Source organism: Azohydromonas lata, from assembly GCF_034427735.1.
Lineage (GTDB): Bacteria > Pseudomonadota > Gammaproteobacteria > Burkholderiales > Burkholderiaceae_C > Azohydromonas > Azohydromonas lata.
The window spans coordinates 79,374-102,352 of the sequence record NZ_JAXOJX010000015.1; the positions used below are offsets into that span (position 1 = coordinate 79,374).

19 protein-coding genes and 3 tRNA genes are annotated in these 22,979 nt (G+C 65.7%); 18 read left to right on the forward strand and 4 right to left on the reverse strand.

The window, feature by feature from the left end:
• The first annotated feature begins 84 nt into the window (after nucleotides 1–84).
• The 8 genes from SM757_RS11550 to SM757_RS11585 all read left to right on the forward strand — a co-directional run bounded on the left by SM757_RS11550 (nucleotide 85) and on the right by SM757_RS11585 (nucleotide 6,231).
• Nucleotides 85–2,076, forward strand: a complete 1,992-nt coding sequence (locus SM757_RS11550) for a methyl-accepting chemotaxis protein (RefSeq protein ID WP_322465577.1) — start codon at nucleotides 85–87, stop codon at nucleotides 2,074–2,076.
• Between the two features lie 184 nt (nucleotides 2,077–2,260).
• The gene (tolB, locus tag SM757_RS11555; protein WP_322465578.1) at nucleotides 2,261–3,556 is read left to right on the forward strand and encodes a Tol-Pal system beta propeller repeat protein TolB; all 1,296 of its coding nucleotides are present in this window, start codon (nucleotides 2,261–2,263) and stop codon (nucleotides 3,554–3,556) included.
• Nucleotides 3,557–3,693: 137 nt separating this feature from the next.
• Nucleotides 3,694–4,230, forward strand: a complete 537-nt coding sequence (pal, locus tag SM757_RS11560; protein ID WP_066342173.1) for a peptidoglycan-associated lipoprotein Pal — start codon at nucleotides 3,694–3,696, stop codon at nucleotides 4,228–4,230.
• A 2-nt stretch (nucleotides 4,231–4,232) separates the two neighbouring features.
• Nucleotides 4,233–5,000 (forward strand): tol-pal system protein YbgF, encoded by a 768-nt coding sequence (gene ybgF, locus SM757_RS11565; protein ID WP_174548659.1) that lies wholly within the window; start codon nucleotides 4,233–4,235, stop codon nucleotides 4,998–5,000.
• Nucleotides 5,001–5,032: 32 nt separating this feature from the next.
• A complete protein-coding gene (locus tag SM757_RS11570) occupies nucleotides 5,033–5,809 on the forward strand; it encodes a tRNA threonylcarbamoyladenosine dehydratase (protein WP_084267959.1) in 777 nt (258 codons plus the stop codon).
• Between the two features lie 119 nt (nucleotides 5,810–5,928).
• Nucleotides 5,929–6,004 (forward strand) — tRNA-Lys (locus SM757_RS11575).
• Between the two features lie 26 nt (nucleotides 6,005–6,030).
• Nucleotides 6,031–6,106 (forward strand) — tRNA-Lys (locus SM757_RS11580).
• Nucleotides 6,107–6,155: 49 nt separating this feature from the next.
• Nucleotides 6,156–6,231 (forward strand) — tRNA-Lys (locus tag SM757_RS11585).
• Between the two features lie 468 nt (nucleotides 6,232–6,699).
• Here SM757_RS11585 and SM757_RS11590 read toward each other — a convergent pair.
• A complete protein-coding gene (locus tag SM757_RS11590) occupies nucleotides 6,700–7,509 on the reverse strand; it encodes a universal stress protein (protein ID WP_322465579.1) in 810 nt (269 codons plus the stop codon).
• A 188-nt stretch (nucleotides 7,510–7,697) separates the two neighbouring features.
• The gene (locus tag SM757_RS11595) at nucleotides 7,698–8,909 is read right to left on the reverse strand and encodes a M20 family metallopeptidase (protein ID WP_322465580.1); all 1,212 of its coding nucleotides are present in this window, start codon (nucleotides 8,907–8,909) and stop codon (nucleotides 7,698–7,700) included.
• A 113-nt stretch (nucleotides 8,910–9,022) separates the two neighbouring features.
• On the opposite strand from SM757_RS11595, the gene SM757_RS11600 reads away from it, so the two are divergent.
• From SM757_RS11600 to SM757_RS11620, 5 genes are all read left to right on the forward strand, one after another.
• Nucleotides 9,023–10,192: a PQQ-dependent sugar dehydrogenase gene (locus SM757_RS11600; RefSeq protein ID WP_322465581.1), complete on the forward strand. Its 1,170-nt coding sequence runs from the start codon at nucleotides 9,023–9,025 to the stop codon at nucleotides 10,190–10,192.
• Nucleotides 10,193–10,335: 143 nt separating this feature from the next.
• Complete coding sequence (locus SM757_RS11605; protein WP_322465582.1) at nucleotides 10,336–12,744, forward strand: heavy metal translocating P-type ATPase; 2,409 nt, start codon at nucleotides 10,336–10,338, stop codon at nucleotides 12,742–12,744.
• A 52-nt stretch (nucleotides 12,745–12,796) separates the two neighbouring features.
• Nucleotides 12,797–13,321: a hypothetical protein gene (locus SM757_RS11610; protein WP_066340507.1), complete on the forward strand. Its 525-nt coding sequence runs from the start codon at nucleotides 12,797–12,799 to the stop codon at nucleotides 13,319–13,321.
• Nucleotides 13,318–13,674: a Spx/MgsR family RNA polymerase-binding regulatory protein gene (locus SM757_RS11615; RefSeq protein ID WP_322465583.1), complete on the forward strand. Its 357-nt coding sequence runs from the start codon at nucleotides 13,318–13,320 to the stop codon at nucleotides 13,672–13,674. Before SM757_RS11610 ends, SM757_RS11615 begins: the two co-directional genes overlap by 4 nt.
• A gap of 304 nt (nucleotides 13,675–13,978) precedes the next feature.
• The gene (locus SM757_RS11620) at nucleotides 13,979–15,181 is read left to right on the forward strand and encodes an ammonium transporter (RefSeq protein ID WP_322465584.1); all 1,203 of its coding nucleotides are present in this window, start codon (nucleotides 13,979–13,981) and stop codon (nucleotides 15,179–15,181) included.
• A gap of 142 nt (nucleotides 15,182–15,323) precedes the next feature.
• Here SM757_RS11620 and SM757_RS11625 read toward each other — a convergent pair whose 3' ends face one another.
• Together SM757_RS11625 and SM757_RS11630 are read right to left on the reverse strand one after the other, a co-directional pair.
• Complete coding sequence (locus SM757_RS11625) at nucleotides 15,324–16,214, reverse strand: PEP-CTERM sorting domain-containing protein (RefSeq protein ID WP_322465585.1); 891 nt, start codon at nucleotides 16,212–16,214, stop codon at nucleotides 15,324–15,326.
• A 15-nt stretch (nucleotides 16,215–16,229) separates the two neighbouring features.
• Nucleotides 16,230–17,132, reverse strand: a complete 903-nt coding sequence (locus SM757_RS11630) for a PEP-CTERM sorting domain-containing protein (RefSeq protein WP_322465586.1) — start codon at nucleotides 17,130–17,132, stop codon at nucleotides 16,230–16,232.
• 568 nt (nucleotides 17,133–17,700) lie between these two features.
• On the opposite strand from SM757_RS11630, the gene leuE reads away from it, so the two are divergent.
• The 5 genes from leuE (at nucleotide 17,701) to SM757_RS11655 (ending at nucleotide 22,776) form a co-directional block, all read left to right on the forward strand.
• A complete protein-coding gene (gene leuE, locus SM757_RS11635; RefSeq protein ID WP_322465596.1) occupies nucleotides 17,701–18,351 on the forward strand; it encodes a leucine efflux protein LeuE in 651 nt (216 codons plus the stop codon).
• A gap of 108 nt (nucleotides 18,352–18,459) precedes the next feature.
• On the forward strand, nucleotides 18,460–19,023 hold the full coding sequence (locus tag SM757_RS11640; protein ID WP_322465597.1) for a LysE family transporter: 564 nt from the start codon (nucleotides 18,460–18,462) through the stop codon (nucleotides 19,021–19,023).
• Between the two features lie 168 nt (nucleotides 19,024–19,191).
• Nucleotides 19,192–20,163 (forward strand): HamA C-terminal domain-containing protein, encoded by a 972-nt coding sequence (locus tag SM757_RS11645; RefSeq protein ID WP_322465587.1) that lies wholly within the window; start codon nucleotides 19,192–19,194, stop codon nucleotides 20,161–20,163.
• The gene (locus SM757_RS11650) at nucleotides 20,147–22,360 is read left to right on the forward strand and encodes a DEAD/DEAH box helicase (protein WP_322465588.1); all 2,214 of its coding nucleotides are present in this window, start codon (nucleotides 20,147–20,149) and stop codon (nucleotides 22,358–22,360) included. The genes SM757_RS11645 and SM757_RS11650 overlap by 17 nt, the downstream gene beginning before the upstream one ends.
• 47 nt (nucleotides 22,361–22,407) lie before the next feature.
• Nucleotides 22,408–22,776: a hypothetical protein gene (locus SM757_RS11655; RefSeq protein WP_322465589.1), complete on the forward strand. Its 369-nt coding sequence runs from the start codon at nucleotides 22,408–22,410 to the stop codon at nucleotides 22,774–22,776.
• Nucleotides 22,777–22,979 lie beyond the last annotated feature (203 nt).

Sequence of the window (22,979 nt, forward strand, 5' to 3'; positions counted from 1 at the left end):
CACCGGGGCGCTGGACGAAATGGCCAGCCCGGATACTGGGCCAAACCCGTACCGAACTCGAAAAACCTCCCGCGGAGAGCGCTTATGCGTCAGTTCCTCGCCAACCTGAAGTTGGCCCACAAGTTCATGCTCATCGGCGCCGTGGCGGCGCTGATGGCGCTGCTGCCGTGCGTGCTGGCGGTCAACACCTTCCTGGAACAGCTGGGCCTGGCGAAGTCGGAGCTCGCGGGCATGGCGCCCGCGCGCGACCTGCTGGGCCTGATCCAGCTCACGCAGCAGCACCGCGGCCAGTCGGCGGCCGTGCTCGGTGGCGACGCCTCGGTGGCCGCGGCGCGGCAGGAGAAGCAGGCGCTGGTGGAGCGCGCGCTGGGCCAGGCCAGGGCCTCGGTGGCGACGCTGGGCAACGACGGGCTCGCCGGCGCGGTGGGCGAGATCGAGCGCGACTGGCAGGCGCTGGCGGCCGACGTGAGCGGCCAGCGCGTGGAGGGCCCGCAGAGCTTCGCCCGCCACACCGCGCTGATTGGGCGGGAGCTGGCGCTGCTGGAAGACGTGGCCAATGCCAGCGGCATCGTGCTGCACCCGGATGCGCCGGGCTACTTCCTGCAGCTCGGCGTGCTCACGCACCTGCCGCGCCTGACGGAGGCGCTGGGCCAGGCGCGTGCCCAGGGCGTGCGGCTGCTGGTCAAGGGCGAGGCCACGCCGGAGCAGAAGGCGCGCGTGGACATGCTGATGGTCTTGGCGCGCCACCACGCCGAGGACGCCGCCAAGGCGCTGGCGCTGGCCGGGCAGCGCGACGCCGCGCTGGGCCAGGCCATCGCCGCACCGCTGGCGGCGGCGCGCGCCGCCGCCGAGGAGGGCGTCAAGCTGGTGGACGAGCGCATCGTGCGCGCCGAGGCGCTGACCCAGCCCGCGGCGGAGTTCAGCGCCGGCATCACGCGCGTGATCGACCAGCAGTTCACGCTCATCGACGCCTCGCTCAAGCAGCTCGAAGCGCAGCTGCAGCACAGCGTCGGCAGCGCGCGCCAGGCGCTGGCGGTGCTGCTGGGCGCCACCGCCGGGCTGCTGCTGTTTGGGCTGTGGATCATGTGGGCCGTCACGCACGGCATCAGCGGGTCGATCGCCCACGCGCTGGCCCTGGCCGAGGCCGTGGCCGCGGGCAAGCTCGACAACCGCATCGAGGGCGGCGGGCGCGACGAGGTCGGCCGGCTGCTGCGGGCGCTGGGCACCATGAACGGCAGCCTGGCGCGCGTGGTGTCCTCGGTGCGCAGCTGCACGGACCTCATCGCCACCGGCTCGCGCCAGATCGCCGGCGGCAACGCCGACCTGTCGCAGCGCACCGAGGCACAGGCCAGCAGCCTGCAGCAGACGGCCGCCTCCATGGAGCAGATGTCGGCCACGGTGCACACCAGCGCCGACACGGCGCAGCAGGCCACGCAGCTCGCCGGCGATGCCAGCCGCGCCGCCTCCAAGGGCGGCGAGGTGGTGGGCCAGGTGGTGGGCACGATGCGCGAGATCAACGACGCCTCGCACAAGATCGCCCAGATCACCGGGCTGATCGACGGCATCGCCTTCCAGACCAACATCCTGGCGCTCAATGCCGCGGTGGAGGCCGCGCGCGCGGGCGACGCCGGGCGCGGCTTCGCGGTGGTGGCCGGCGAGGTGCGCACGCTGGCGCAGCGCTCGGCCAGCGCGGCCCGGGAGATCAAGGGCCTGATCGAGGAGAGCCTGACCAAGGCCCAGGCCGGCAGCGCGCTGGCCGACCAGGCCGGCCAGGCCATGGGCGAGATCGTGGGCCAGGTGGAGCGCGTGCGCCAGCTCATCGCCGACATCAACAGCGCCACCAACCAGCAGGCCGACGGCATCGGCCAGATCAACGAGGCCGTGACGCAGCTGGACCGCACCACGCAGCAGAACGCCGCGCTGGTGGAGGAATCCGCCGCGGCGGCCGGCAGCCTGCAGCGCCAGGCCGAGCAGCTCGTCGAGGCCGTGGCCGCGTTCCAGTTGCCCGGCGGCCTGTTCGGCGCCCAGGCGGCCCATGGCGGGCGCATGGAGCGGGCCGCGGTGAGGGCGGGCTGAGCGGCCCGCGACGCCCGCCGCCCGCAGGGCCGCGGCGCGGCGTTGCGTCGTCATCCGGCGCCACCGTTCGGCGTCGATCTCATGGCGACTCCGAATTGCGCTTTTGCGTCCGATGACCTTGGCGCGGCCGGCCCCGGTCCGGCGCTTGCCTAGAATCCTGCGCTTTTGGCTGCCTGCCTTCTTCATGTCCACACCTGTTGCTTTGCGCGCCCCGAGCTGGCGCCGGCGTGCCGTGTTGTCCGCGTTGGGCGCGACGGCCTGCGCACCGGCGCTGGCGCAGTTCCGTGTCGAGATCAGCGGCGTCGGCGCCACGCAGATTCCCCTCGCCATCGGCCGCTTCCGCGACGAGAAGCTGGGCGGCCAGCCCATCAGCGAGATCGTGCGCGCCGACCTGGAGCGCAGCGGGCTGTTCCGCGCTTCCGAAGCGCCCGGCGCGCTGGACGAGGGCTCGACGCCCGTCATGAACGAGTGGAAGGGCCGCAACGTCGACGCGCTGGTGGCGGGCTCCGTCAGCCGCCTGGCCGACGGCCGCTTCGACGTGCGCCACAAGCTGTGGGACGTGGTCAAGGGCGAGGACCTGGGCGGCCAGGCCTTCGCCGTGCAGGCCCTGGACCTGCGCCTGGCCGCGCACCGCGTGGCCGACGCCGTCTACGAGCGGCTCACGGGCGAGAAGGGCGTGTTCTCTACCCGCATCGCCTACGTCACCCGCGCCGCGGGCCGCTACACGCTGCGCGTGACCGACGCCGACGGCGAGGGCGGACAGGTGGCGCTGGCCAGCCCGGAGCCCATCATCTCGCCGGCCTGGTCGCCCAACGGGCGCGAGCTGGCCTACGTGAGCTTCGAGACGCGCAAGGCCGTGGTCTGGGTGCAGGACATCTCCAGCGGCGCGCGGCGCAAGGTGGCCGACTTCCGCGGCACCAACAGCGCCCCGGCCTGGTCGCCCGACGGCAGCCAGCTCGCGGTGACGCTCTCGCGCGAGGGCGGCTCGCAACTGCACCTCATCAGCCGCAACGGCGGCGAGCCGCGGCGCCTCACCACCAGCTCGGCCATCGACACCGAGCCCGTCTTCACCCCCGACGGCAGCAGGATCTATTTCGTGAGCGACCGCGGCGGCGGCCCGCAGATCTACCGCATGGGTGCCGGCGGCGGCTCGCCGGAGCGCGTGACCTTCAACGGCAGCTACAACATCAGCCCCGCCATCAGCCCCGACGGCCGCTCCATGGCCTACGTCACGCGCCAGGGCGGGGGCTTCAAGCTCATGCTCATGGACCTGGGCAGCGGCGACAGTCGCGCGCTCACCGACTCCACGGACGACGAGAGCCCCAGCTTCGCCCCCAACGGCCGGCTGATCATCTACGCCACCCGCGGCGGCGGGCGCGACCTGCTCATGACCACCACGCTGGACGGCCGCATCAAGACGCGGCTGCTGTCCTCGGGTCTGGACGTGCGCGAGCCGGCCTGGGGGCCCTTCGGCCGCTGAGCGGCCCTGAACAACCGGCCCCCGGGCCGGAGCGCGTGCCGGAACTTCCCGGCCGGCCGCGTGACCTCAGCCGCTCTCCTTCACGAAGCGGCAAGGTGGATGGGACAAAATTTTTGGATCTTCAAGGAGAGGTAGAGATGAAAGCATTTCGTGGCGGCCTGAGCGCCCTGGCCGTGGCGGCCCTGCTGGCCGGTTGCGCTTCCGGCGTCAAGCTCAACGACACGCCCGTGGAAACGCGCACGCCCACGGCGGCCGACGCCAATGCCGGCGCCGCCGGTGCGGGCAACGGCGCAGCGCAGTCGCAGGTCACGACCGTGAACGTGGACCCCAACGCCGCGCTGGCCAACGCGCCGCGCGTCGTGTACTTCGACTTCGACAGCTTCGTGGTCAAGGACGAGTACCGCTCCGTGGTCGAGACGCAAGCCAAGCGCCTGAACGCCGACAAGTCCAAGCGCGTGAGCGTCGAAGGCCACACCGACGAGCGCGGCGGCCGCGAATACAACCTGGCCCTGGGCCAGAAGCGCGCCGAGGCCGTGACCCGCGCCATGACGCTGCTGGGCGTGAGCGCCAACCAGGTCGAGCCCGTGAGCTTCGGCGAGGAGCGCCCGGCCGTGCAGGGCAGCGACGAGGCGGCCTTCGCCAAGAACCGCCGCGCCGAGATCAAGGACCGCTGACCATGAGCAAGGCACCGCGTTTCCTGGCCCTGGCGGCCGCGCTTGCGCTGGCGCTGCCCGCGGCACGCGCCGAGATGTTCCCGGACAACGAAGCGCGGCGCGCCATCCTGGAGCTGCGCAAGCAGGTCGAGGACGCGTCCAAGGCCCAGAAGGCCCTGGACGCGCAAATGCAGGAGGAGCTCACCAACCTGCGCCGCAGCCTGGTGGACCTCAACAACCAGATGGAGACGCAGCGCGCCGAGATGGCGACGCTGCGCGGCACCAACGAGCAGCTCGCCCGCGACGTGGCCGAGCTGCAGCGCCGGCAAAAGGACATCGCCCAAGGCGTGGACGAGCGCATGCGCAAGCTCGAGCCGCAGAAGGTCACCGTGGACGGCAAGGAGTTCACGGCCGAGGTGGACGAGAAGCGCCAGTACGACGAGGCCGTGGCGCTGCTGCGCAACGCCGACTTCAACGGCGCCGCCGCCGGCTTTGCCGCCTTCATGAAACGCTGGCCGCAAAGCGGCTACACCGACGCCGCGCGCTTCTGGCTGGGCAACGCCCTGTATGGCAAGCGCGACTACAAGGAGGCGATCGCCACCTTCCGCGCCTTCGTCGCCGCCGCGCCGCAGCACCCGCGCGCGCCGGAGGCGCTGCTGGCCGCGGCCAACGCGCAAATCGAAGCCAAGGACACCAAGGCGGCCCGCGCCACGCTCGGCGACCTGGTGAAGAACTACCCGCAGTCCGAAGCCGCCGTGGCCGGCAAGGAGCGCCTGGCGGTGCTCAAGTGAGCATCGCCACCGCTGCCCAGGGCGGCGAGCCGCTGCTGGCGCTGCCGGAAGCGGCCGGCCTGGACGAGGCGGACGACGAGCGCCGCTTCGGCGGCTTGCGCCGGCTGCACGGCGAGGCGGCCTACGCGCGGCTGCGCGGCGCGCGGCTGGCGGTGGTGGGCGTGGGCGGCGTGGGCTCCTGGGCCGCCGAGGCGCTGGCGCGCTGCGGCGTGGCCTCGCTCACGCTCATAGACCTGGACCACGTCGCCGAATCCAACATCAACCGCCAGATCCAGGCCCTGGGCTCCACCCTGGGCATGGCCAAGGTGCAGGCGCTTCGGCAGCGCATCGCCGACATCCACCCGCGCTGCGAAGTCCACGGCGTGGAGGAGTTCGTGGAGCCCGGCAACTGGCCCGCGCTGCTGCCCGCGCCGGTGGACGGGCTCATAGACGCCTGCGACCAGTCCAAGGCCAAGCTGGCCCTGGCCGATTGGGCGCTGCGCGAACGCGTGCCACTGGTGGCCGTGGGCGCGGCCGGCGGCAAGCTGCAGCCGCAGCGCGTGGAGGTCGATGACCTCGCCCACACCACGCACGACCCGCTGCTGGCCGGGCTGCGCCAGCGCCTGCGCAAGCTGGGTGCGCCGCGCAGCGGGGCCATCGGCGTGCGCTGCGTGTTCTCGCGCGAGAGCGTGCTGCCGCCGCAGGACGCGGCCTGCTCGGTGGACGGCAGCCTCAACTGCCACGGCTACGGCTCCAGCGTCACCGTCACCGCCACCTTCGGCATGGTGGCCGCGGCGGAGCTCATCCGTCTGGTGCTGGCGCGGCGCTGAAGGCGGCGAGGGCGCCCGCTCTGGGCGCCGAACGCGAAACTTCAAAAAAACATTCGCAAGGGGTTTGCAAAGCCAAAAATCCTCTGCTAGAATGCAAGGCTTCGCGGATGACAACGCAGGGGTTGTTAGCTCAGCCGGTAGAGCAGCGGACTTTTAATCCGTTGGTCGCAGGTTCGAATCCTGCACAACCCACCAGTGTCATTTGCGCAAGGTTTATTCGGGGGCTCTTAGCTCAGTTGGTAGAGCAGCGGACTCTTAATCCGTTGGTCGAGTGTTCGAGTCACTCAGGGCCCACCAAATATTCCTTGACGCAAAAATGATGCTATAATTTGTCTTCTTCGATATCGGGCTCTTAGCTCAGTTGGTAGAGCAGCGGACTCTTAATCCGTTGGTCGAGTGTTCGAGTCACTCAGGGCCCACCAAAATTCCAAGCGATATTCAGCCTGCAGTGGCAACACTGCAGGCTGTTTTCGTTTGCCCGTCTATTTTTCAATTCAGGCATGGAAACTGGCCGATGGTGCAAGTCCTTGTCGCACAACAGGAAAACGCGCCGGCCAGCGAGCCTCTTGACACGGCGGGCAGTGGCGCAAGGTATTCACCAGGGGTTATTTCCCCAGGGTATCCGTCCGCGAGCCGGCAGTAATTCGCGGCAAATCCACATGACGGGCTGATGAAATGGCCTGGGGTTTCCCCCAAGTACTGTGGATAACTCTGTGAATGGCCTGGAAACAGCGTCGCTAACTGATTGATTCTCCGTGGCCACCCTTTCCGTGCTCAAAAATGTGGCAAAAACGGCAAAGCAGCGGACATACCACCGGCGGCGCCATTTCCAATCCACGTCAAGCCCTTCAAGCCTCAAGCCGCCTCAACCCATCCCGGCCGCCAATGCCTCAATGCGCCAGCAACACCGGCACCGTCATCGCCTGCAGCACGGTGCGGCTGGCCCCGCCCAGCATCAGCTCGCGGGCACGGCTGTGGCCGTAGCAGCCCATGGCCAGCAAGTCCACGGACAGGTCGGCCGCCAGCGACAGCAGGGCGTCGCCCAACTCGCCCGGTGCGCGGCCCTCGTCGTGGAACTGGGCCTCCACGCCGTGGCGGCGCAGCAGCGGCTCGATCTCGCGTGGATCGCTTCCCCAGCTCGCCACGTGCACCCGCGCCCCGTCACGCAGCAGCGGCAGCAGCGCGGCCAGCGCGCGGGCCGATTCGCGCGTGGGCTTCCACGCCAGCAGCACGTTGCGGCCCACGTCGGTGAAATTGCCCGCGTAGGGCACGGCCAGCACCGGGCGGCCGCTGTCCACGGCCACCGACTCCACGAAGTCCAGCGGCACGCCCGCGGCGGCGTCGTCGCGGTCGCTCTGGCCCAGCACCATCAGGTCGTGCAGCAGCGCCTGGCGCACGAAGCCGGCCACCAGCGGCTGCGCGGTGTCGGCCTCCGTCCAGCGCAGGTGCGACGCGTCCGCGGCGCAGGCGTCGAACAGGGCGCGGGCCTGCACGCGCCGCTCGGCGTCCAGCGCGGGCGCCAGCGCCAGGCCCTGGTTCTCCGACAGCAGCCCCAGCCCCCGCGGCAGCACGGGCGCGGCCGTGTACAGCGCCGTCACCTGGGCCTCCAGCCGCTGCGCCAGCCGCGAGGCCAGCGCCAGGCGCATCGCGCAACGCGGCTGGGAATCGACGTGCAGCAAAACGGACGCAACAGGGCTCATCACAAGGCGCTCCTTGGACAAAAAGCAAAAGGGGAAGGGTGGGCCGGCGCGCCTTGCGGCGCGGGGTCATCGGCGGTGCTTCCGGCATCCACGACGTCCGCACCGGCCCGTGGGTGAGGCGTGAGGCACTGTAGGAAGCCCCCGACCCCGCGCGCTTGCGATGGATCAATCGGCCCTGCGCACTGCGCCTAAACCCCCAGCAGCCGCCCAAGCGCTCCCGCGTAGGCCCGGAACACCGGCGCGATGCTTTCCAGCGCCACCCACTCGTTGGCCGCATGCACGCCGCCGCCGGCCACGCCAAAGCCGCACAACGCCGGCACGCCCAACCCGGCGAGGTAGTTGCCGATGTTGGACGGCCCCGCCACCGCGCCCGGCAGCGTCCGGCCCAACGCGTCCGCCGCACCCGCGCGCAGCGCGGCCACCAGCGGGTGCGCGTCCGCCAGCCGGTACGCCGGCCAGCCCGATTGCCAGTGCACCGCCGTGGCCGGCAGGCCGGGCCAGGTGGCGTCCTGGGCACGGAGCACGGCCTCCACCGCCTCCCGCATCGCCGCCGCGTCCACGGCCGGCGTCAGCCGCAGGTCCAGCAGCAGCTCGCAGCGGTCAGGCACTTGCGTGAAACCCGCGCCGCCGTGCAGCGCGGTCACGGTCAGGCAGGGCGGCAAAGGGAAGGCGTCCGGCGCGTCCGGCGCGTCGGCCCGTGAGGCCAGATCGCGGTCCAGCGCCGCCAGCGCCTGTGCCAGCGCGGCGGCGCGCAGCACGGCGTTGGCGCCGCGGCGCGATCCGCTGCCCGCATGCGCCGCCTCGCCCGCCACCGCCAGGCGAGCGCGAACGAAACCGCGCGCCCCCAGCATCAGCCGCTCGCAGCCCGGGTAGCCGATGAGCACGCCGTCCGGCCGCCGCGCCGGCGGGCCGCCGAAGAAGCGCCGCGCGCCGCCGAAGCCGCCCGTGTGCTCGTCCACGTCCAGCAGCAGGCCCAGGCGCCCGGCCCAGCGGTCGCGCCGCGCGTGGCAATGCGCCAGCAGGTGCGCGAACAGCGCGGCGCCGGCCTTGGAGTCCGCGCCGCCGCGGCCGTGCAGGCGGCCGCCCTCGATGTCACCGCTCACCGGATCGCGCTCCCAGGTGCCGGGGTCGCCGAAGCCCGCCGTGTCCAGCGTGGCGTTGAGGACCATCCAGGAGCCCGCTGAGCGGCCCTGCACCTCCGCGTACAGGCCCAGCGGCTGGCCGTCGTCGCCCATGAGGCGCTCGCAGGGCAGGGCGTGGGCTTGGAACCAGCGCGCGGCCACGTCCAGCACCGGCGCCATGGCGTCCTCGCCGGCGCGGCTGGGCGTGCGCACCAGCGACTGCAGCAGCGCCGTGATGGCGTCTGCGGGCACGTCGAAGTCGGTTTCCGGAGAGGGCATGGGGCGGCATTGTCCGGCGCCTGCTCTGCGCGTCCCACGGCTTGCGGCGGGAACGGCCGGCCCGGCGCCGGGTCGATACCCGTACCCCTCCACCTCTGCCGGGAGTGCCGCCCGTGACCCGTTCCACCCTTGCCTCTGCCCCATGGACCCGCCGCGCCGCCCTGGGCGGTGCGCTGTTGGGGGGCCTGGCCGCCGCCTGCGCCGTGCGGGCCCAAAGCGCCTTAAGTGCCCAAAGCGCGGCCCAAGCCGGCGAGGCCGTCGAGCCCCGCGTCGCCACCGTGGCCGGCGGGCTGGATCAGCCCTGGAGCCTGGCTTTCCTGCCGGACGGCCGGCTGCTGGTCACGGAGAAGGCGGGCCGCATGCGCCTGGTGGCCGACGGCAAGCTGCTGCCGCCGCTCTCCGGCGTGCCGGACGTGGACGACGGCGGGCAGGGCGGCCTGCTGGACGTGGTGCTCTCGCCCAACTTCGCCAGCGACCGCAGCGTCTTCTTCAGCTTCAGCGAGCCCGGCAGCCGCGGCAACGGCACGGCCGTCGCCCGCGCCGTGCTCGACGGCACGCGGCTGGCCGAGCTGAAGGTGATCTTTCGCCAGGAGCCCAAGGTCGCCAGCCGCGCCCACTTCGGCTCGCGGCTGGTGTTCGGCCGCGACGGCAACCTGTTCGTCACCCTGGGCGACCGCTTCTCGCGCCGCGACGAGGCGCAGCACCTGGGCAACCACCTCGGCAAGGTCGTGCGCATCACGCCGGACGGCGGCGTGCCGCGCGACAACCCGCTGGTGCAGCGGTCCGGCGCGCGGCCGGAGATCTGGAGCTGGGGGCATCGCAACGTGCAGGGCGCGGCGCTGCATCCGCGCAGCGGCGCGCTGTGGGTGCACGAGCACGGGCCTCAGGGCGGGGACGAGCTCAACATCGCCGCGGCGGGCGGCAACCACGGCTGGCCCGCCATCACCGCCGGGCGCGAGTACGGCAGCGGCGCCGCCATAGGCGAGGGCGAAGCCCGTGCCGGCATCGCTCCCGCGCTGCGCACCTGGGTGCCCTCGGTGGCGCCCAGCGGCATGGCCTTCGTCACCAGCGACCGCTACCCCGGCTGGCAGGGCAGCCTGGTGATGGGCACGCTCAAGGCGCAGCGGCTGCTGCGCCTCACGCTGGACGGCGACCGCGTCACCGGCGAGCAGCGGCTGCTGGCCGGCTTGGGCGAGCGCCTGCGCGACGTGCGCCAGGGGCCGGACGGGCGCCTCTACCTGCTCACCGACAGCGGGGACGGGCGGGTGCTGCGGCTGGAGTGAGGGGCGGCTGCGGTCCCCGCCGCCGTCGCGCCCACCCTGCGGCGCGACCGGGGCCTTGACGTCGATCAGGCGGCAAAGCCGCTCGCCGCTTCTGAAAGCCACCTGCAAGCTTTCTCCAAAGCGCGCGGCGGAAAATCGCACGCATGAGCAGCGCCGCCACCACTCCCAACGCCGCCGAGCGCCTGCTGCCCATAGAGGGCATGAGCTGCGCCTCCTGCGTGGCGCGGGTGGAAAAGGCGCTCTCGGCCGTGCCCGGCGTGCGCCGCGCCAGCGTCAACCTCGCCACCGAGGCCGCCAGCGTGCAGGCCGATGCCACCGTGCCGCTGGAAGCCCTGCGCGCCGCCGTCGAGCGCGCCGGCTACCGCGTGAGCGAGCAGCCCGTGCGGCTGCGCATCGAAGGCATGACCTGCGCCTCCTGCAGCGCCCGCGTCGAGCGCGTCTTGAAACGCCAGCCCGGCGTCATCAGCGCCGGCGTCAACCTCGCCACCGAGGTGGCCGACGTGGTGATGGCCGGGCGCGAGGCCGACGTCGCCGCGCTGCAGGCCGCCGTGGAGCGCGCCGGCTTCAAGGCCCTGCCGCTGCAGGAGGAAGGCGACGCTGCCGCCGCGCGCCGCGTGCCCTGGAGCGCCACCGGCGGGCCCGTGGCCGCCGCGCTGGCCTTGTCGCTGCCGCTGGCGCTGCCCATGCTCGGCCTGCTCGCCGGCCGGCACTGGATGCTGCCGGCCTGGCTGCAACTGCTGCTGGCCACGCCCGTGCAGTTCGTGCTGGGCGCACGCTTCTACAAGGCCGGCTGGAAGGCGCTGCGCGCGGGCACCGGCAACATGGACCTGCTCGTCGCCCTGGGCACCTCGGCCGCCTACGGCCTGAGCCTGTACCTCATGCTCACGGGCGGCGGCCACCTGTACTTCGAGGCCTCGGCCGTCGTCATCGCCCTGGTGCTGCTGGGCAAATGGCTGGAGGCGCGCTCCAAGCGCCAGACCACCGCCGCCATACGCGCGCTGCAGGCGCTGCGCCCCGAGTCCGCCCGCGTGCGCCGTGACGACGGCAGCGAGGCCCTCGTGCCCCTGGCCCAGGTGCGCAGCGGCGACCGCGTGGTCGTCCGCCCGGGCGAGCGCATCGCCGTGGACGGCGAGGTGCTCGAAGGCCGCAGCCACGTCGACGAATCCCTAATCACCGGCGAGAGCCTGCCCGTGGCCCGCGCCCCGGGCGAGCGCGTCACCGGCGGCGCGGTCAACGGCGAAGGGCTGCTGCTGGTGCGCGCCACCACGGTGGGCGCGGAGTCCACGCTCTCGCGCATCGTCCGCCTCGTGGAGTCGGCCCAAGCCGCCAAGGCGCCCATACAGCGCCTGGTGGACCGGGTGAGCGCCGTCTTCGTCCCCGTCGTGCTGGTGCTGGCGCTGCTCACGCTGCTGGCCTGGGGCTTCACGACGCAGGACTGGGAGCGCGCCATCCTCAACGCCGTGGCGGTGCTGGTGATTGCCTGCCCCTGCGCGCTGGGCCTGGCCACGCCCGCGGCGCTCATGGCCGGCACGGGTGTGGCCGCGCGCCACGGCATCCTCATCAAGGACGCGCAGGCGCTGGAAGTCGCCCACGGCCTGAGCGTCGTCGCCTTCGACAAGACCGGCACCCTCACCGAGGGCCGACCCGAGCTGCTGGCCTGCGAGGGCACGCCCGGCACCGCCGCCGCCCAGGTGCTGGCCCTGGCCACCGCGCTGCAGGCCCACAGCGAGCACCCGCTGGCCCACGCCGTGCTGCAGGCCGCGCAAGGCCAGGGCCTGCAGCCGGCCGAGGCGCAGGCGCTGCGCGCCGTGCCCGGCCACGGCGTGGAGGCCCGCGTGGACGGCCGCACCCTGCGCCTGGGCAGCACGCGCTGGATGAAGGAGCTGGGCGTGGACCTTGGCCCCCTGGAGCCGCAGCTGCGCGTGCTGCAGGGCGCCGGGCGCACCGTCTCCTGGCTGGCCGCCGAGGCCGGGCCTGGCGGCGGCCTGAAGCTGCTGGGCCTGCTGGCCTTCGGGGACCGGCTGAAACCCACCGCCGTGGCCGCCGTGCAGCGGCTGCGGGCCATGGGCCTGTGGGCCGTGCTGGTGAGCGGCGACAACGCCGGCAGCGCCGGCGCCGTGGGCCGCGCGCTGCACCTGGACGACGTGCGCGCCGAGGTGCTGCCGCAGGACAAGGCCGCCATCGTCGCCGGGCTGCGCTCGCGCGGGCGCGTGGGCATGGTGGGCGACGGCATCAACGACGCCCCGGCCCTGGCCGCCGCCGACGTGGGCTTCGCCATGGGCACGGGCACCGACGTGGCCATGCACGCGGCGGGCATCACGCTCATGCGCGGCGACCCGTCGCTCGTGGCCGATGCCGTGGACATCTCGCGCCGCACCTATTCGAAGATCCGCCAGAACCTGTTCTGGGCCTTCATCTACAACCTGGTGGGCCTGCCGCTGGCGGCCTTTGGATTGCTGGATCCGGTCATCGCCGGCGCCGCCATGGCCTTCAGCAGCGTCAGCGTCGTCACCAACGCCCTGCTGCTGCGGCGCTGGCGCCCGGGACGCTGAAAACCTCCTGGCCCACCCCCGCCACGGCATCCGGCCCACCGGAGACACCGCCATGCCCCGCCTCTCGCTGAAGCTGAATGTGAAACCCGTCCTGTCCGCGGCGGCCGTGGCCGCCGCCATGCTGCTGCCGGCCTGCGCCACGTACTCGCCCGCCAAGGTCCAGCCCGGCATGGGCGAGTCCGAGGTGCAAACGCTCATGGGCGGCGCCCCCACCGGGCGCTATGCGAACCCCGACGGCGGCACGCGGCTGGAATACGCCCGCGGCCCCATGGGGCTGCACACCTTCATGATCGACCTCGACCCCTCCGGCCGCGTCACCGGCTGGAAGCAGGTGATGGACGAGCGCGAGTTCAACGCCATCACGCCGGGCATGCCGGTGCAGGAGATGCTGCGCCGCATTGGCCACCCGGCCCGCGTGCGCGGCGGCGGCTGGCAGCCCGGCGACGTGTGGAGCTACCGCTACGAGGGGCCGTTTTGCCTGTGGTGGCAGGTGTCGGTGGTGGGCGACACCGTGAAGGACGCCGCCTACGGCCCCGATCCCCGCTGTGAACGTTCCGAAAGGTTTGGATTCCGATGATTCGCCTGCATGGCATTGCCAACTGCGACACCGTCAAGCGCGCCCGCGCCTGGCTCACGGCCCAGGACAGGCCGCATGAATTCGTGGACTTCAAGAAGAAGCCGCCCGCCGAAGGCGATCTGCGCCGCTGGAGCCAGGCGCTGGGCGGCGTGGACGTGCTCGTCAACCGCCGCGGCACCACCTGGCGCCAGCTCGACGAGGCCCAGCGCGAGAGCGCCGGCAGCGCCGACGGCGCCCTGGCGCTGCTGCAGTCGAAGACCAGCCTGATCAAGCGCCCGGTGGTGGAGTGGGAGGATGGCGCTGTCACCGCCGGCTTCGACGAGGCCGGCTGGCAACAGCGCCTGGGCGGCTGAGCGAATCACGGCCCGGGCCGCGGCCCCGGCGCCAGCCCGAAGGCCTCTTTCCGCACGGCTTCGATTCACCGAATCCGTGCGCGCCAACGGTGTGCGCATTTGTGGTGCATAAATGCACCACGGCGTGCACCAAGACCGAATTCTTCGTTTTTCCATGCCGCCCTGCGGTGCATGGCTGCGTGCATTGTTTGCACCAAGGCGGGCACCGAACTTGCGTAATTGGTGCATCGCGCCAGCAGGTGGGGCGGACAAGCGCCGGGATGGCGCATAGACGGCACTTCAAGCCGCTTTGGAGAACGATTCAATGGATCAGGTCAAGCAGGGCACCGATGCCTTGTTCATCTTGTTGGGCGCCATCATGGTGCTGGCGATGCACGCCGGCTTCGCCTTCCTGGAGTTGGGCACGGTTCGCAAGAAAAACCAGGTGAACGCGCTGGTGAAAATCCTGGTGGATTTCGCCATTTCCACGATTGCCTATTTCTTCGTGGGCTACACCGTGGCCTACGGTGTGAATTTCTTCCATGGCGCGGACGCGATGGCGGCGAAGAACGGATTTGAGCTGGTCAAGTTCTTTTTCCTGCTGACCTTTGCGGCGGCCATTCCGGCCATCGTTTCCGGCGGCATTGCCGAGCGGGCGAAATTCCACCCGCAACTGTTTGCCACGGCCGTGCTGGTGGGTTTTTTCTATCCGTTCTTCGAGGGCTTGGTGTGGGCCAACAAGTACGGTTTCCAGGACTGGATCAAGTCCGTGGGCGGCGCCGAGTTCCATGACTTCGCCGGCAGCGTGGTCGTGCACGCCGTGGGCGGCTGGATCGGCCTGGCCGCCGTGCTGTGGCTGGGCCCGCGCAGCAACCGCTACAAGATGGACGGCCGCATGAGCGCGCACCCGCCCTCCAGCATTCCCTTCCTGGCCCTGGGCGCCTGGGTGCTGGCCGTGGGCTGGTTCGGCTTCAACGTGATGAGCGCGCAGACCATAGACAAGATCTCCGGCCTGGTGGCGGTGAACTCGCTCATGGCCATGGTGGGCGGCACGCTGGTGGCCGTGCTCATGGGCAAGAACGACCCGGGCTTCGCCTACAACGGCCCGCTGGCCGGCCTGGTGGCCGTGTGTGCCGGCTCGGACCTGATGCACCCCATGGGCGCCCTGGTGGTGGGCGCGATGGCCGGCGCCATCTTCGTGCTGATGTTCACCCTGACGCAAAACCGCTGGAAGGTGGACGACGTGCTGGGCGTGTGGCCGCTGCACGGCCTGTGCGGCGCCTGGGGCGGCATTGCCGCGGGCATCTTCGGCCTGCCGGCGCTGGGTGGCATGGGCGGCGTGAGCTTCCTGTCGCAACTGCTGGGCACCGTGACCGGCGTGGCCTGGGCCTTTGCCGGCGGCGCGCTGGTGTACGGCGTGCTGCGCTACGCGGTGGGCCTGCGCCTGTCGCAGGAAGAGGAATACGAGGGCGCCGATCTCTCCATCCACCGCATCGGCGCCACGCCGGAGCGCGAGGTGAGCTGGTAAGCCCTCTGCCGGGCAGCCGCCGCGTCCCGCGCGGGGCTGCGGCCTGAAATGGAGAACGCCGAGCCGCCAGGCCCGGCGTTTCCGTTTCAGCGCCTCTCCCGCGCGCGGCACGGGCCCGCGCGCATTTCCTCCATGCGCAGGCTCAGCCTGCGCTCCCCAGCGGGCGCGGCGACGCACGCCGCCGCGCCACGAAGCCCACCACCCCCACGCCCGCGAGCATCAGCCCCACTGTGCCGGGCTCGGGCACGGGATTGGCCGACGAGTAGCCGTAGGTGCCCAGGTTCATCTCGAAGGAGGCCGGCGTCTCGTAGGGGCTGTAGTTCCTGAACACGAAGCTCAGCGACTCCTCGTGCGACAGCCGCCCCGGCGCGCGTCCGAAGGTGTCCAACAGCTTGTGATAGGAGGCCTCGAAGATCGGGTCCTCGCTTTCCATGTCCATGCTCAGGTAGGCACGGCCGCGCTCGTGGCGCATGCCCGCACCGGCTCCGGTCTTTTCTATCGACAGGCTCAACCGCCCCGTCCAGACCAGCTCCGTGTTGGGCGCCAGCAGGACCATGCTGCTCAGGCTGCTGGCGGTCTCGAACCTGCTGTAGTCCCGCGCCTGTACGGCCTCGCGGCTGCCCAGGCCGTCCAGCCGGAAGCCGTAGCGGTGGCCGTCCACCGGCCCGCCCATGGCCGCCGCGGCCTGCGTGCCCGCCAGCGACAGCGACCGGCCGGCATTGGTGAAGAGCGCATTGCCCGCCCAGGTCCGCGACTGGTTGACGCTGTAGGGCAGCGGATGACCCAGGGCGTCCTGCCCGCGCAGCGTGACGCCGGCACGCACGCTGGACTCGAAGCTCCCCGGGTAGAACGTGGCGCTGGCGGCCACGCCGTCGTTGGGGTCCAGGTCCACCACCGACCAGCCGAAGTTCTGCAGGTGCACGCTGCCGCGCACCTCTGCCTGTGCCGTCAACGGCGCCGCCAGGGCCAGCGCGGCGAGCGTGGCCCAAGCGCCGCAGGCACGGCGGGGGAGTAAAGAAAGGGTGTGCGTCATGGCCGTGCCCTCCCTTCAAGCCTCGGCCGCGTGGACGCGCCGCCCACGCCGCGCCGCCACGCCCACCACCCCGACGCCCGTCAGCATCAGCCCGAGCGCCCCGGGTTCCGGCACGGCCGCCACTGCGGGAGCGAACACGGGGTTTTGCGACGTGTAGCCGCTCACGCGCATGCTGGCCTCCAGCGTGCTGGCCAGCGCCGTGCCGCTTGCGTTGGTCAGCGCAAAGCGCAGCGACTGTTCGCGTACCAGCGTGCCCGGGGCCTGGCCCTCGGTGTCCAGGTGCGTGCTCCAACCGCCCAAGCGCTGGCCGTCGGCGCCCAGCATGCGCATGCGAAACACGGCCAGGGCGCCCTCGTGGGCGCGCTCGCCGCCGGAGGTCTCCAACTCCATGCGCAAGTCCCCGGTCCACACCAGGCGGGTGTAGGGCGCCAGGACGATGGCGCCCACGAAGGAACTGGACACCGGCACCGTGTGCGCATCGAAGCGGTTGACGAGCACGCCGTCCCCGGCCGTGTTTCTCGCCAGGCCGAACAGGTTGACCCCGAAGTCGCGGTCGTTGTTGCCCTGGGAGGCGACGGCGGAGCCGTTGCCGGGGAAGGCATAGACGGACCCGCGCGGGAAGAACTGCTGCTGGCCGACGCGGCGGAACATCACGTCGGTTCCGTCGGGTAAGGGTTGCCCGTCGGCGCCCGCATAGGTCTCGCGCACCCGCGCCACCATGAGGTTGTCCATTCGGCTGGTGTCGAACGTGACGCCGGGCGCGATGCCGTCGCCCGGCCGCAGATCCACCAGCGACCAGCCGAAGTCTTCCAGCTCCAGGCGCGCGCGCGAGTCCGCCCACGCTGGGCCGGCCAGCGTGCCGGCCCACAGTGCCGCGCACAGCCAGGGCGCCGCTTTGAATGCATTCGTTGCCGCCATGCGTCTCCTCTTTTTCTTGCAGCCGAAAAAGTTTTTCGTGCACTGATTCTGTGCATGGCCGACTAAACCCGGGATGCCTCTTTTGCACGGGTATTCAAAACGGGAAATTTAATATTCCGTCACGCAAGAAAATGCTTGCTGACGGACTTAAGCCGCCCATTCATGGCTGCCGTGCTATTTATTGTGCAAGCGGATGCAGGAGTTTTGAGTGAGTGAATACTGACTGCCCGGGAATTTATCTGGGAGATAGGGGTATTTCCTGGGTATGTCTTGAAAATCATTCGCCGGCAGCCCGGACTGGAAAATGGAGGAAATCCAGTTCAATTCAATAAATACATACCGGCTTCAATAAAGCAAGAGTTTTTCATCCAAGCTTTGCAGGCGGCCCACTCGGCTGGGTTGACGACCCCCGTGCCTCGTACGTGCCGGCGTCGCGCCCGCGACGCTGCAGCGCCGCCGCTGGCTGGGACGAGCGGCGAGGGCACCGCTGCTGCCGTGGGCTGCGCTGGTTGTGGGTCGCACCGGGCTGGATCAAGAGGCGCGTCCGTGCCGCGGCCAAAATACGCGGATGACGTACGGCATCACCGATCTCACCACCTTCGTCCTCGGCACCATCTTCATCGTGCTGCTGCCGGGGCCCAATTCCATCTATGTGATGACCGTGGCCTCGCGCCAGGGCGTGGCGCGGGGCTACCGCGGCGCGGCGGGCATATTCCTGGGCGACACCGTGCTCATGATTCTCTCGGCCACTGGCGTGGCCGGCCTGCTGCACAGCAACCCGCTGCTGTTCTACGTTCTGAAATACGCCGGCGCCGGTTACTTGGCTTGGCTGGGATTCAAGCTGCTCAAGGGCGCATGGTCGGCCTGGCAGGGCAAGGCGCAGGACGGCGGCGAAAGCGTTTCCGACGACAAGGGCAGCCGGCCTTTTCGCACGGCCTTGCTGATCAGCCTGCTCAATCCCAAGGCCATCCTGTTTTTCATCTCGTTCTTCATCCAGTTCGTGGACCCGGGCTATGGGCATCCCGCGCTGTCATTTTTCATCCTGGGCCTGATCGTGCAGTTCTTCAGCGTGATTTATCTCACGGTCTTGATATTTGCAGGGTCCAGGTTGGCTCAACAGTTCCGCCGTCATCGCCGAATGTCGGCGGCCGGGACCGGATTGGTTGGCGCCGCCTTCATGGCCTTCAGCCTGAAACTCGCGACGGCGTCCGTGCGCTGACGCCACGGCGGGGCCAACTATTCGTTGGAATGAAAAACCAGTTGGGGTGAACGGGTGGAGTATTTCGGCGTGTTGTTGACGATAACCGGCGCGCTGGCGCTGGCCATCATGAGCCCGGGGGCGAATTTCGCGCTGGTGACGTCGGTGGCGCTGGGCGCATCGCGCCGGGCGGGCGTGATGACGGGCCTGGGTTTGGCCCTGGCCTCGATGACCTGGGCTTTACTCGCCGTGGCGGGGCTGGGCGTCGTGCTGCGGAATCTGCCCTGGCTGCATCAGGCGTTGCAGTGGGCAGGGGCGCTGTATCTGGTTTACCTGGGCATGCGCATGCTCGAAGGTGCGCGGCGGCCGGTGAAGACGGCGGTGCTGGCTAAACCTGTTTCTCCCTTGGTGGCGATACGGCGGGGGTATTTGGTCAGCATGACGAATCCCAAGGCGGTGGCGTTTTACGGGAGTATTTTGGCGCTGCTGATTCCTGGGAATGCGCCGCATTGGGTTTATGAAGTCACGGTGGTGCTGGCGGCCTTGATTTCCGCAGCCTGGTATTGCGGCGTTGCGCTGCTGCTTTCTCATGCGGCTGTGCGGCAGCGGTTTCTGCGCGGCAAGACGGTGATTGAGGCGGTGGTGGGGGTGAGCTTGCTGGTGTTGGGGAGTCGGATGTTGGTGGGGTATTAGATCTCCATGGCGTACTACAAGATTCTTGCCATAAAATGGTTTATGGACTTTGCTGAAGGGTGTTGCGGTATTGGTTTGGGTGGCCTAAATCTTTACTGCGACAATTTTGGTTCGGTAGATGAGTTTTTGCGAATCTGCTTTTAGTTTAATTCGCCAAGGGGAGATGGAATGTCTGGCTGTAATCTATTTGCTGAACTGTTTGATTCTATTGATGGCGTCGATAATGTTTTAAAAGAGGTGAATGCGTCGCCAGTGCTAAAAAATCCGCGTTTATTGTTTGTTAGATTCTGTGAGCATAAGCCACAGCTTAACGAGTTTGTGGAGGTAATTTCTGATCAGTTGGTTAATTATGTCATTCCATTGCGTAAACGTAGAGAGGCTATAGCTCAAAGCGTAAATTCTAGGACTGGCGCAAGCATGTCCGCTTTGACACGCCTTAATCGTGAAGCAGTTAAATTATTGGTTAAGTTCAGTGAGAAGAACAAAGCCCGATACGGTGAGGTTGGAGAACTTATTTCTTATGTGGTGGCATTGCGCTTCTTAAACGCGGTGCAGTTAGGTTCCAAAATAGCTTTAAAAACATCTTCAGAAATGCTTGTACATGGGGTTGATGGTTTGCATGCACGCTTTGAAACTGATGGAACAATGACATTTTTTTTGTTGGAGTCCAAAATTAAACCAACTGCGACGGATGCGACTCGGGAATTCTACTCATCGGTTTCAAAATATGAAGGCGATCGCGCTGCTCAACTAAATGAGCTTAGGCTTATAAATGATTTGTCAAATCTTGATGAGCTCGAAGGAGAGCAGCGAAATGCAGCGAAAGCATATTTTAATCTCTATTCTGGAAGTGATTCTAGTTTAAAGAGGAGGGAGCTTCATGTGGGTAGCTTGGTGGTTTCTGAAGAAAGTTATTTAAATGTTTTGCCTAGAGATTCAGAGGCTCCCATAACAATCCATGAAGAACACTTTGAGTCGTTGTATAAAGCTAAGCACGAGAAATTTCTAACCAATGCAATGACTCAAGCGCGTGCTGCAAAAGTTGATCCTGGGGGGTGTGTTTTCTTTTTGATCGCTGTTCCTGATATTGATGAGCTTAAGAGGGCTTTTGCGGAGACAAATAATGGCCACGTTCGCTAATGAAGTGTCAATTGAAATTAAGGAAAGTGAAGGGTTTTGGTGCGATCTTGCCAAACTTCGTGCATGTGGAGTTAGAGCGGGACTGTCGATGCGCTCGGGGGCTTATATCAGTTCTCCGGAAGACATTTCTATTGAAGTAATATCTAGACTTCTTTCATCTGCAAGCGTTTTTGTTCAGTCTTCGGATGAAGAAAGTAAAGATTTGGCGTTGCAAATTGCTGTGTTTACTGCTTTAACATCAAGTTATAGTGAATTTCATGAGGCGGTGCAGCATATTCTCGCGGGGCTCGGTAATTTCCCTGGTTTGGCAAAAATCAAAGCTTATGGCAGTGAGCTTTTGTCATTTCAAACTTATATTCGTAATGCGCTGCTTGCAAAGATAAACACCGTTGAGGTTGCAGGCAAAGAGGTTGCGCTTACTCAATTTCAATTCGATGTTTGGAATGTTATTGATGATGAAAAGTCGCTGGCTATTTCTGCACCAACTTCCGCTGGAAAGTCTTTCGTTGTGTTGGAATATATTTGTAGATGTGTTTTGTCGGCATCAAGCATTGTTGTGGTTTATGTGGCTCCAACACGTGCTCTTTTGTCTGAGATACAAATGAAGCTTTCTCGGCAGCTCGCTGCTCAGAAAAATGAGATTCGCATAACCACTATTCCTGTGGTTGATGCGGAGGATAAGCCGAAACAAATATTTGTCTTAACTCAAGAGCGCGCTCAAATTTTTATTTCGTCGGTCGCCTCGGCTGCCAATGTTAATCTTGTTGTCGTTGATGAAGCGCAATCTATTGGTGATGATGGTAGGGGGTTAATACTCCAAGATGTTCTTGAAAAGCTACGTGAACTGAATCCGGGGACCAAATTTGTATTTTTGGCTCCTGGCGCTGAAAATATGGGTCTTGTGGGGCGCAGCTTTGGGGTTGAAGATTCAATAGTTAAAAGCACGGCTCTTTCCCCGGTTGTGCAGAATCGAATAAACGTTAAATTTAACGAAGGAGATGAGCATCGACTGGACTTGTTTCTCGTTTCTCATGGGTCTGATGAGGCAATAGGGTCATTTGTTTTTGATAGAGGGTTTGCTCTTTCAGGCGAAGCAAGACTTGCCGCAGTTGCGAAGGAGTTGGGTCAAGGAGGCCGGTCTCTTGTATATGCAACCGGACCTTCGAACGCTGAAAGTTTGGCAAATTTACTGGCTGTAAATGGGGATATTAAGCTCGCCCCATCTATTTCTGATTTGGTAAAATTTATCGAGCAGAATATTCATAAGTCTTATTCTCTTGCAAATTATGTCAGACATGGTGTTGCTTTTCATTATGGAAATATGCCGAGTTTATTAAAGGAAGGCATTGAAAACGCATTTCGTGAAGGGGGTCTGGATTATCTCTGTTGTACCACGACTCTCTTTCAGGGTGTCAATTTGCCAGCTAAAAGCGTTTTTATAGATACTCCAAGCAGAGGAAATGGTGGTGAACCTTTAGATGAGGCTTCATTGTGGAATTTCGCTGGGCGTGCTGGCAGATTAGGAGAGGAAATAATTGGAAATGTTTTTCTGGTTGATTATGATAATTGGCAGTCTCAACCTTTAACTTTTAAAAAACCGTTTGAGCTAAAAATTGCATTCAGGGATGTGATTAAAGAAGAGGGCGATGTTGTGCTTGAGTTGTTGCGCAGGTTATCTAAAGGCAATATCGAGATTCAAGATGCAAAGGAGTTCTCTGAGAAAGCAGCGGCTGTTGCTGGGTTATTGTTGTTGCGGGCTTCACAAAATAATCTTGATGTATTATTGAGGCGGGATGTCTACGGCATTCCTCAGAACGATCAGAATGAAATTCTGGAAGCTTCGGGGCAAGCGCTTGCCAAATTGAAGCTTCCAGAATCAGTGCTTTTTTCCAGTTGGATGGTGAGTCCAATTGCACTGACTGGTATGCATAAGCGAATTCAAGAAAAAATTAAAAAGAAGCTATTCAAAGAGCTTATCCCTGTTAATCCATCGTATGAGTCTTATTCTGTCTATAACTCAATTGTTATGAGAATGTATAAGTACTTTGGTGGCGCACAGTTGGCTGGGGAAGAAGGCAGAAAAATGCGGGGATTTGTCAACCACGTCACAGTAGTTTCATTGCAGTGGATGCGTGGTGAACCGCTTAGTAAGTTGATTGGTGAAGCTGTGAAATATCGCAAAAAAATGCCAAAGTGACGTCGCGAAGGTCGGATCAAAATATCGTTGATAAGGCTGTTCGTGATATGTTTGGATTGGTTGAGCAAACAATTAGATTTAGACTTGTGCAATGGGGTAAAGCTTATGTTGATTTATTGCGCTTTGCCCTGGTTGAAGCAGGATACGAGGATAAACTTTCTCAAATTTATGATTTTTCGCTTGCGCTGGAACTCGGTGTTTCTACGTCAACTGGGAGAACTTTGGTAGAGATGGGACTCTCCCGTATTACGGCGTCAAATATTGCAGTGCTTATGCTTGATTCTTCAAAAGGAGTTAAAGAGATAAAAGAATGGTTTGCTGGCAAGCCGGAATCTCTTTTGCAGTTGTCAAATATAGTTATTGATGAATTGAAGGAAAAGGGTCTACTTGAAAGTAGTTTTGATCAAATTGTATGATGTCTGCGAAACTTCACTTTCCAAACACAAGCAAACTGATAATTAAATTGTGATTTTGGGTGCGCTATGAAAATGCTATCTATTGCTGTTCATGGCTTTCAAGCGGCGCTGGTTGATTTTATCGCAGTGGGTAAGCCGATAGCGATTACGCGCTACGGTCAGACGGTTGGTTTCTTATTCCTGCACGCGGGCGTGCGGAGGCT

Coding starts and splice junctions, on each gene's coding strand:
- SM757_RS11550 (WP_322465577.1), top strand. CDS start 85: ATGCGTCAGTTCCTCGCCAACCTGAAGTTGGCCCACAAGTTCATGCTC.
- tolB (WP_322465578.1), top strand. CDS start 2,261: ATGTCCACACCTGTTGCTTTGCGCGCCCCGAGCTGGCGCCGGCGTGCC.
- pal (WP_066342173.1), top strand. CDS start 3,694: ATGAAAGCATTTCGTGGCGGCCTGAGCGCCCTGGCCGTGGCGGCCCTG.
- ybgF (WP_174548659.1), top strand. CDS start 4,233: ATGAGCAAGGCACCGCGTTTCCTGGCCCTGGCGGCCGCGCTTGCGCTG.
- SM757_RS11590 (WP_322465579.1), bottom strand. CDS start 7,509: ATGAGCCCTGTTGCGTCCGTTTTGCTGCACGTCGATTCCCAGCCGCGT.
- SM757_RS11595 (WP_322465580.1), bottom strand. CDS start 8,909: ATGCCCTCTCCGGAAACCGACTTCGACGTGCCCGCAGACGCCATCACG.
- SM757_RS11605 (WP_322465582.1), top strand. CDS start 10,336: ATGAGCAGCGCCGCCACCACTCCCAACGCCGCCGAGCGCCTGCTGCCC.
- SM757_RS11610 (WP_066340507.1), top strand. CDS start 12,797: ATGCCCCGCCTCTCGCTGAAGCTGAATGTGAAACCCGTCCTGTCCGCG.
- SM757_RS11615 (WP_322465583.1), top strand. CDS start 13,318: ATGATTCGCCTGCATGGCATTGCCAACTGCGACACCGTCAAGCGCGCC.
- SM757_RS11620 (WP_322465584.1), top strand. CDS start 13,979: ATGGATCAGGTCAAGCAGGGCACCGATGCCTTGTTCATCTTGTTGGGC.
- SM757_RS11625 (WP_322465585.1), bottom strand. CDS start 16,214: ATGACGCACACCCTTTCTTTACTCCCCCGCCGTGCCTGCGGCGCTTGG.
- SM757_RS11630 (WP_322465586.1), bottom strand. CDS start 17,132: ATGGCGGCAACGAATGCATTCAAAGCGGCGCCCTGGCTGTGCGCGGCA.
- leuE (WP_322465596.1), top strand. CDS start 17,701: ATGACGTACGGCATCACCGATCTCACCACCTTCGTCCTCGGCACCATC.
- SM757_RS11640 (WP_322465597.1), top strand. CDS start 18,460: ATGAGCCCGGGGGCGAATTTCGCGCTGGTGACGTCGGTGGCGCTGGGC.
- SM757_RS11645 (WP_322465587.1), top strand. CDS start 19,192: ATGTCTGGCTGTAATCTATTTGCTGAACTGTTTGATTCTATTGATGGC.
- SM757_RS11650 (WP_322465588.1), top strand. CDS start 20,147: ATGGCCACGTTCGCTAATGAAGTGTCAATTGAAATTAAGGAAAGTGAA.
- SM757_RS11655 (WP_322465589.1), top strand. CDS start 22,408: ATGTTTGGATTGGTTGAGCAAACAATTAGATTTAGACTTGTGCAATGG.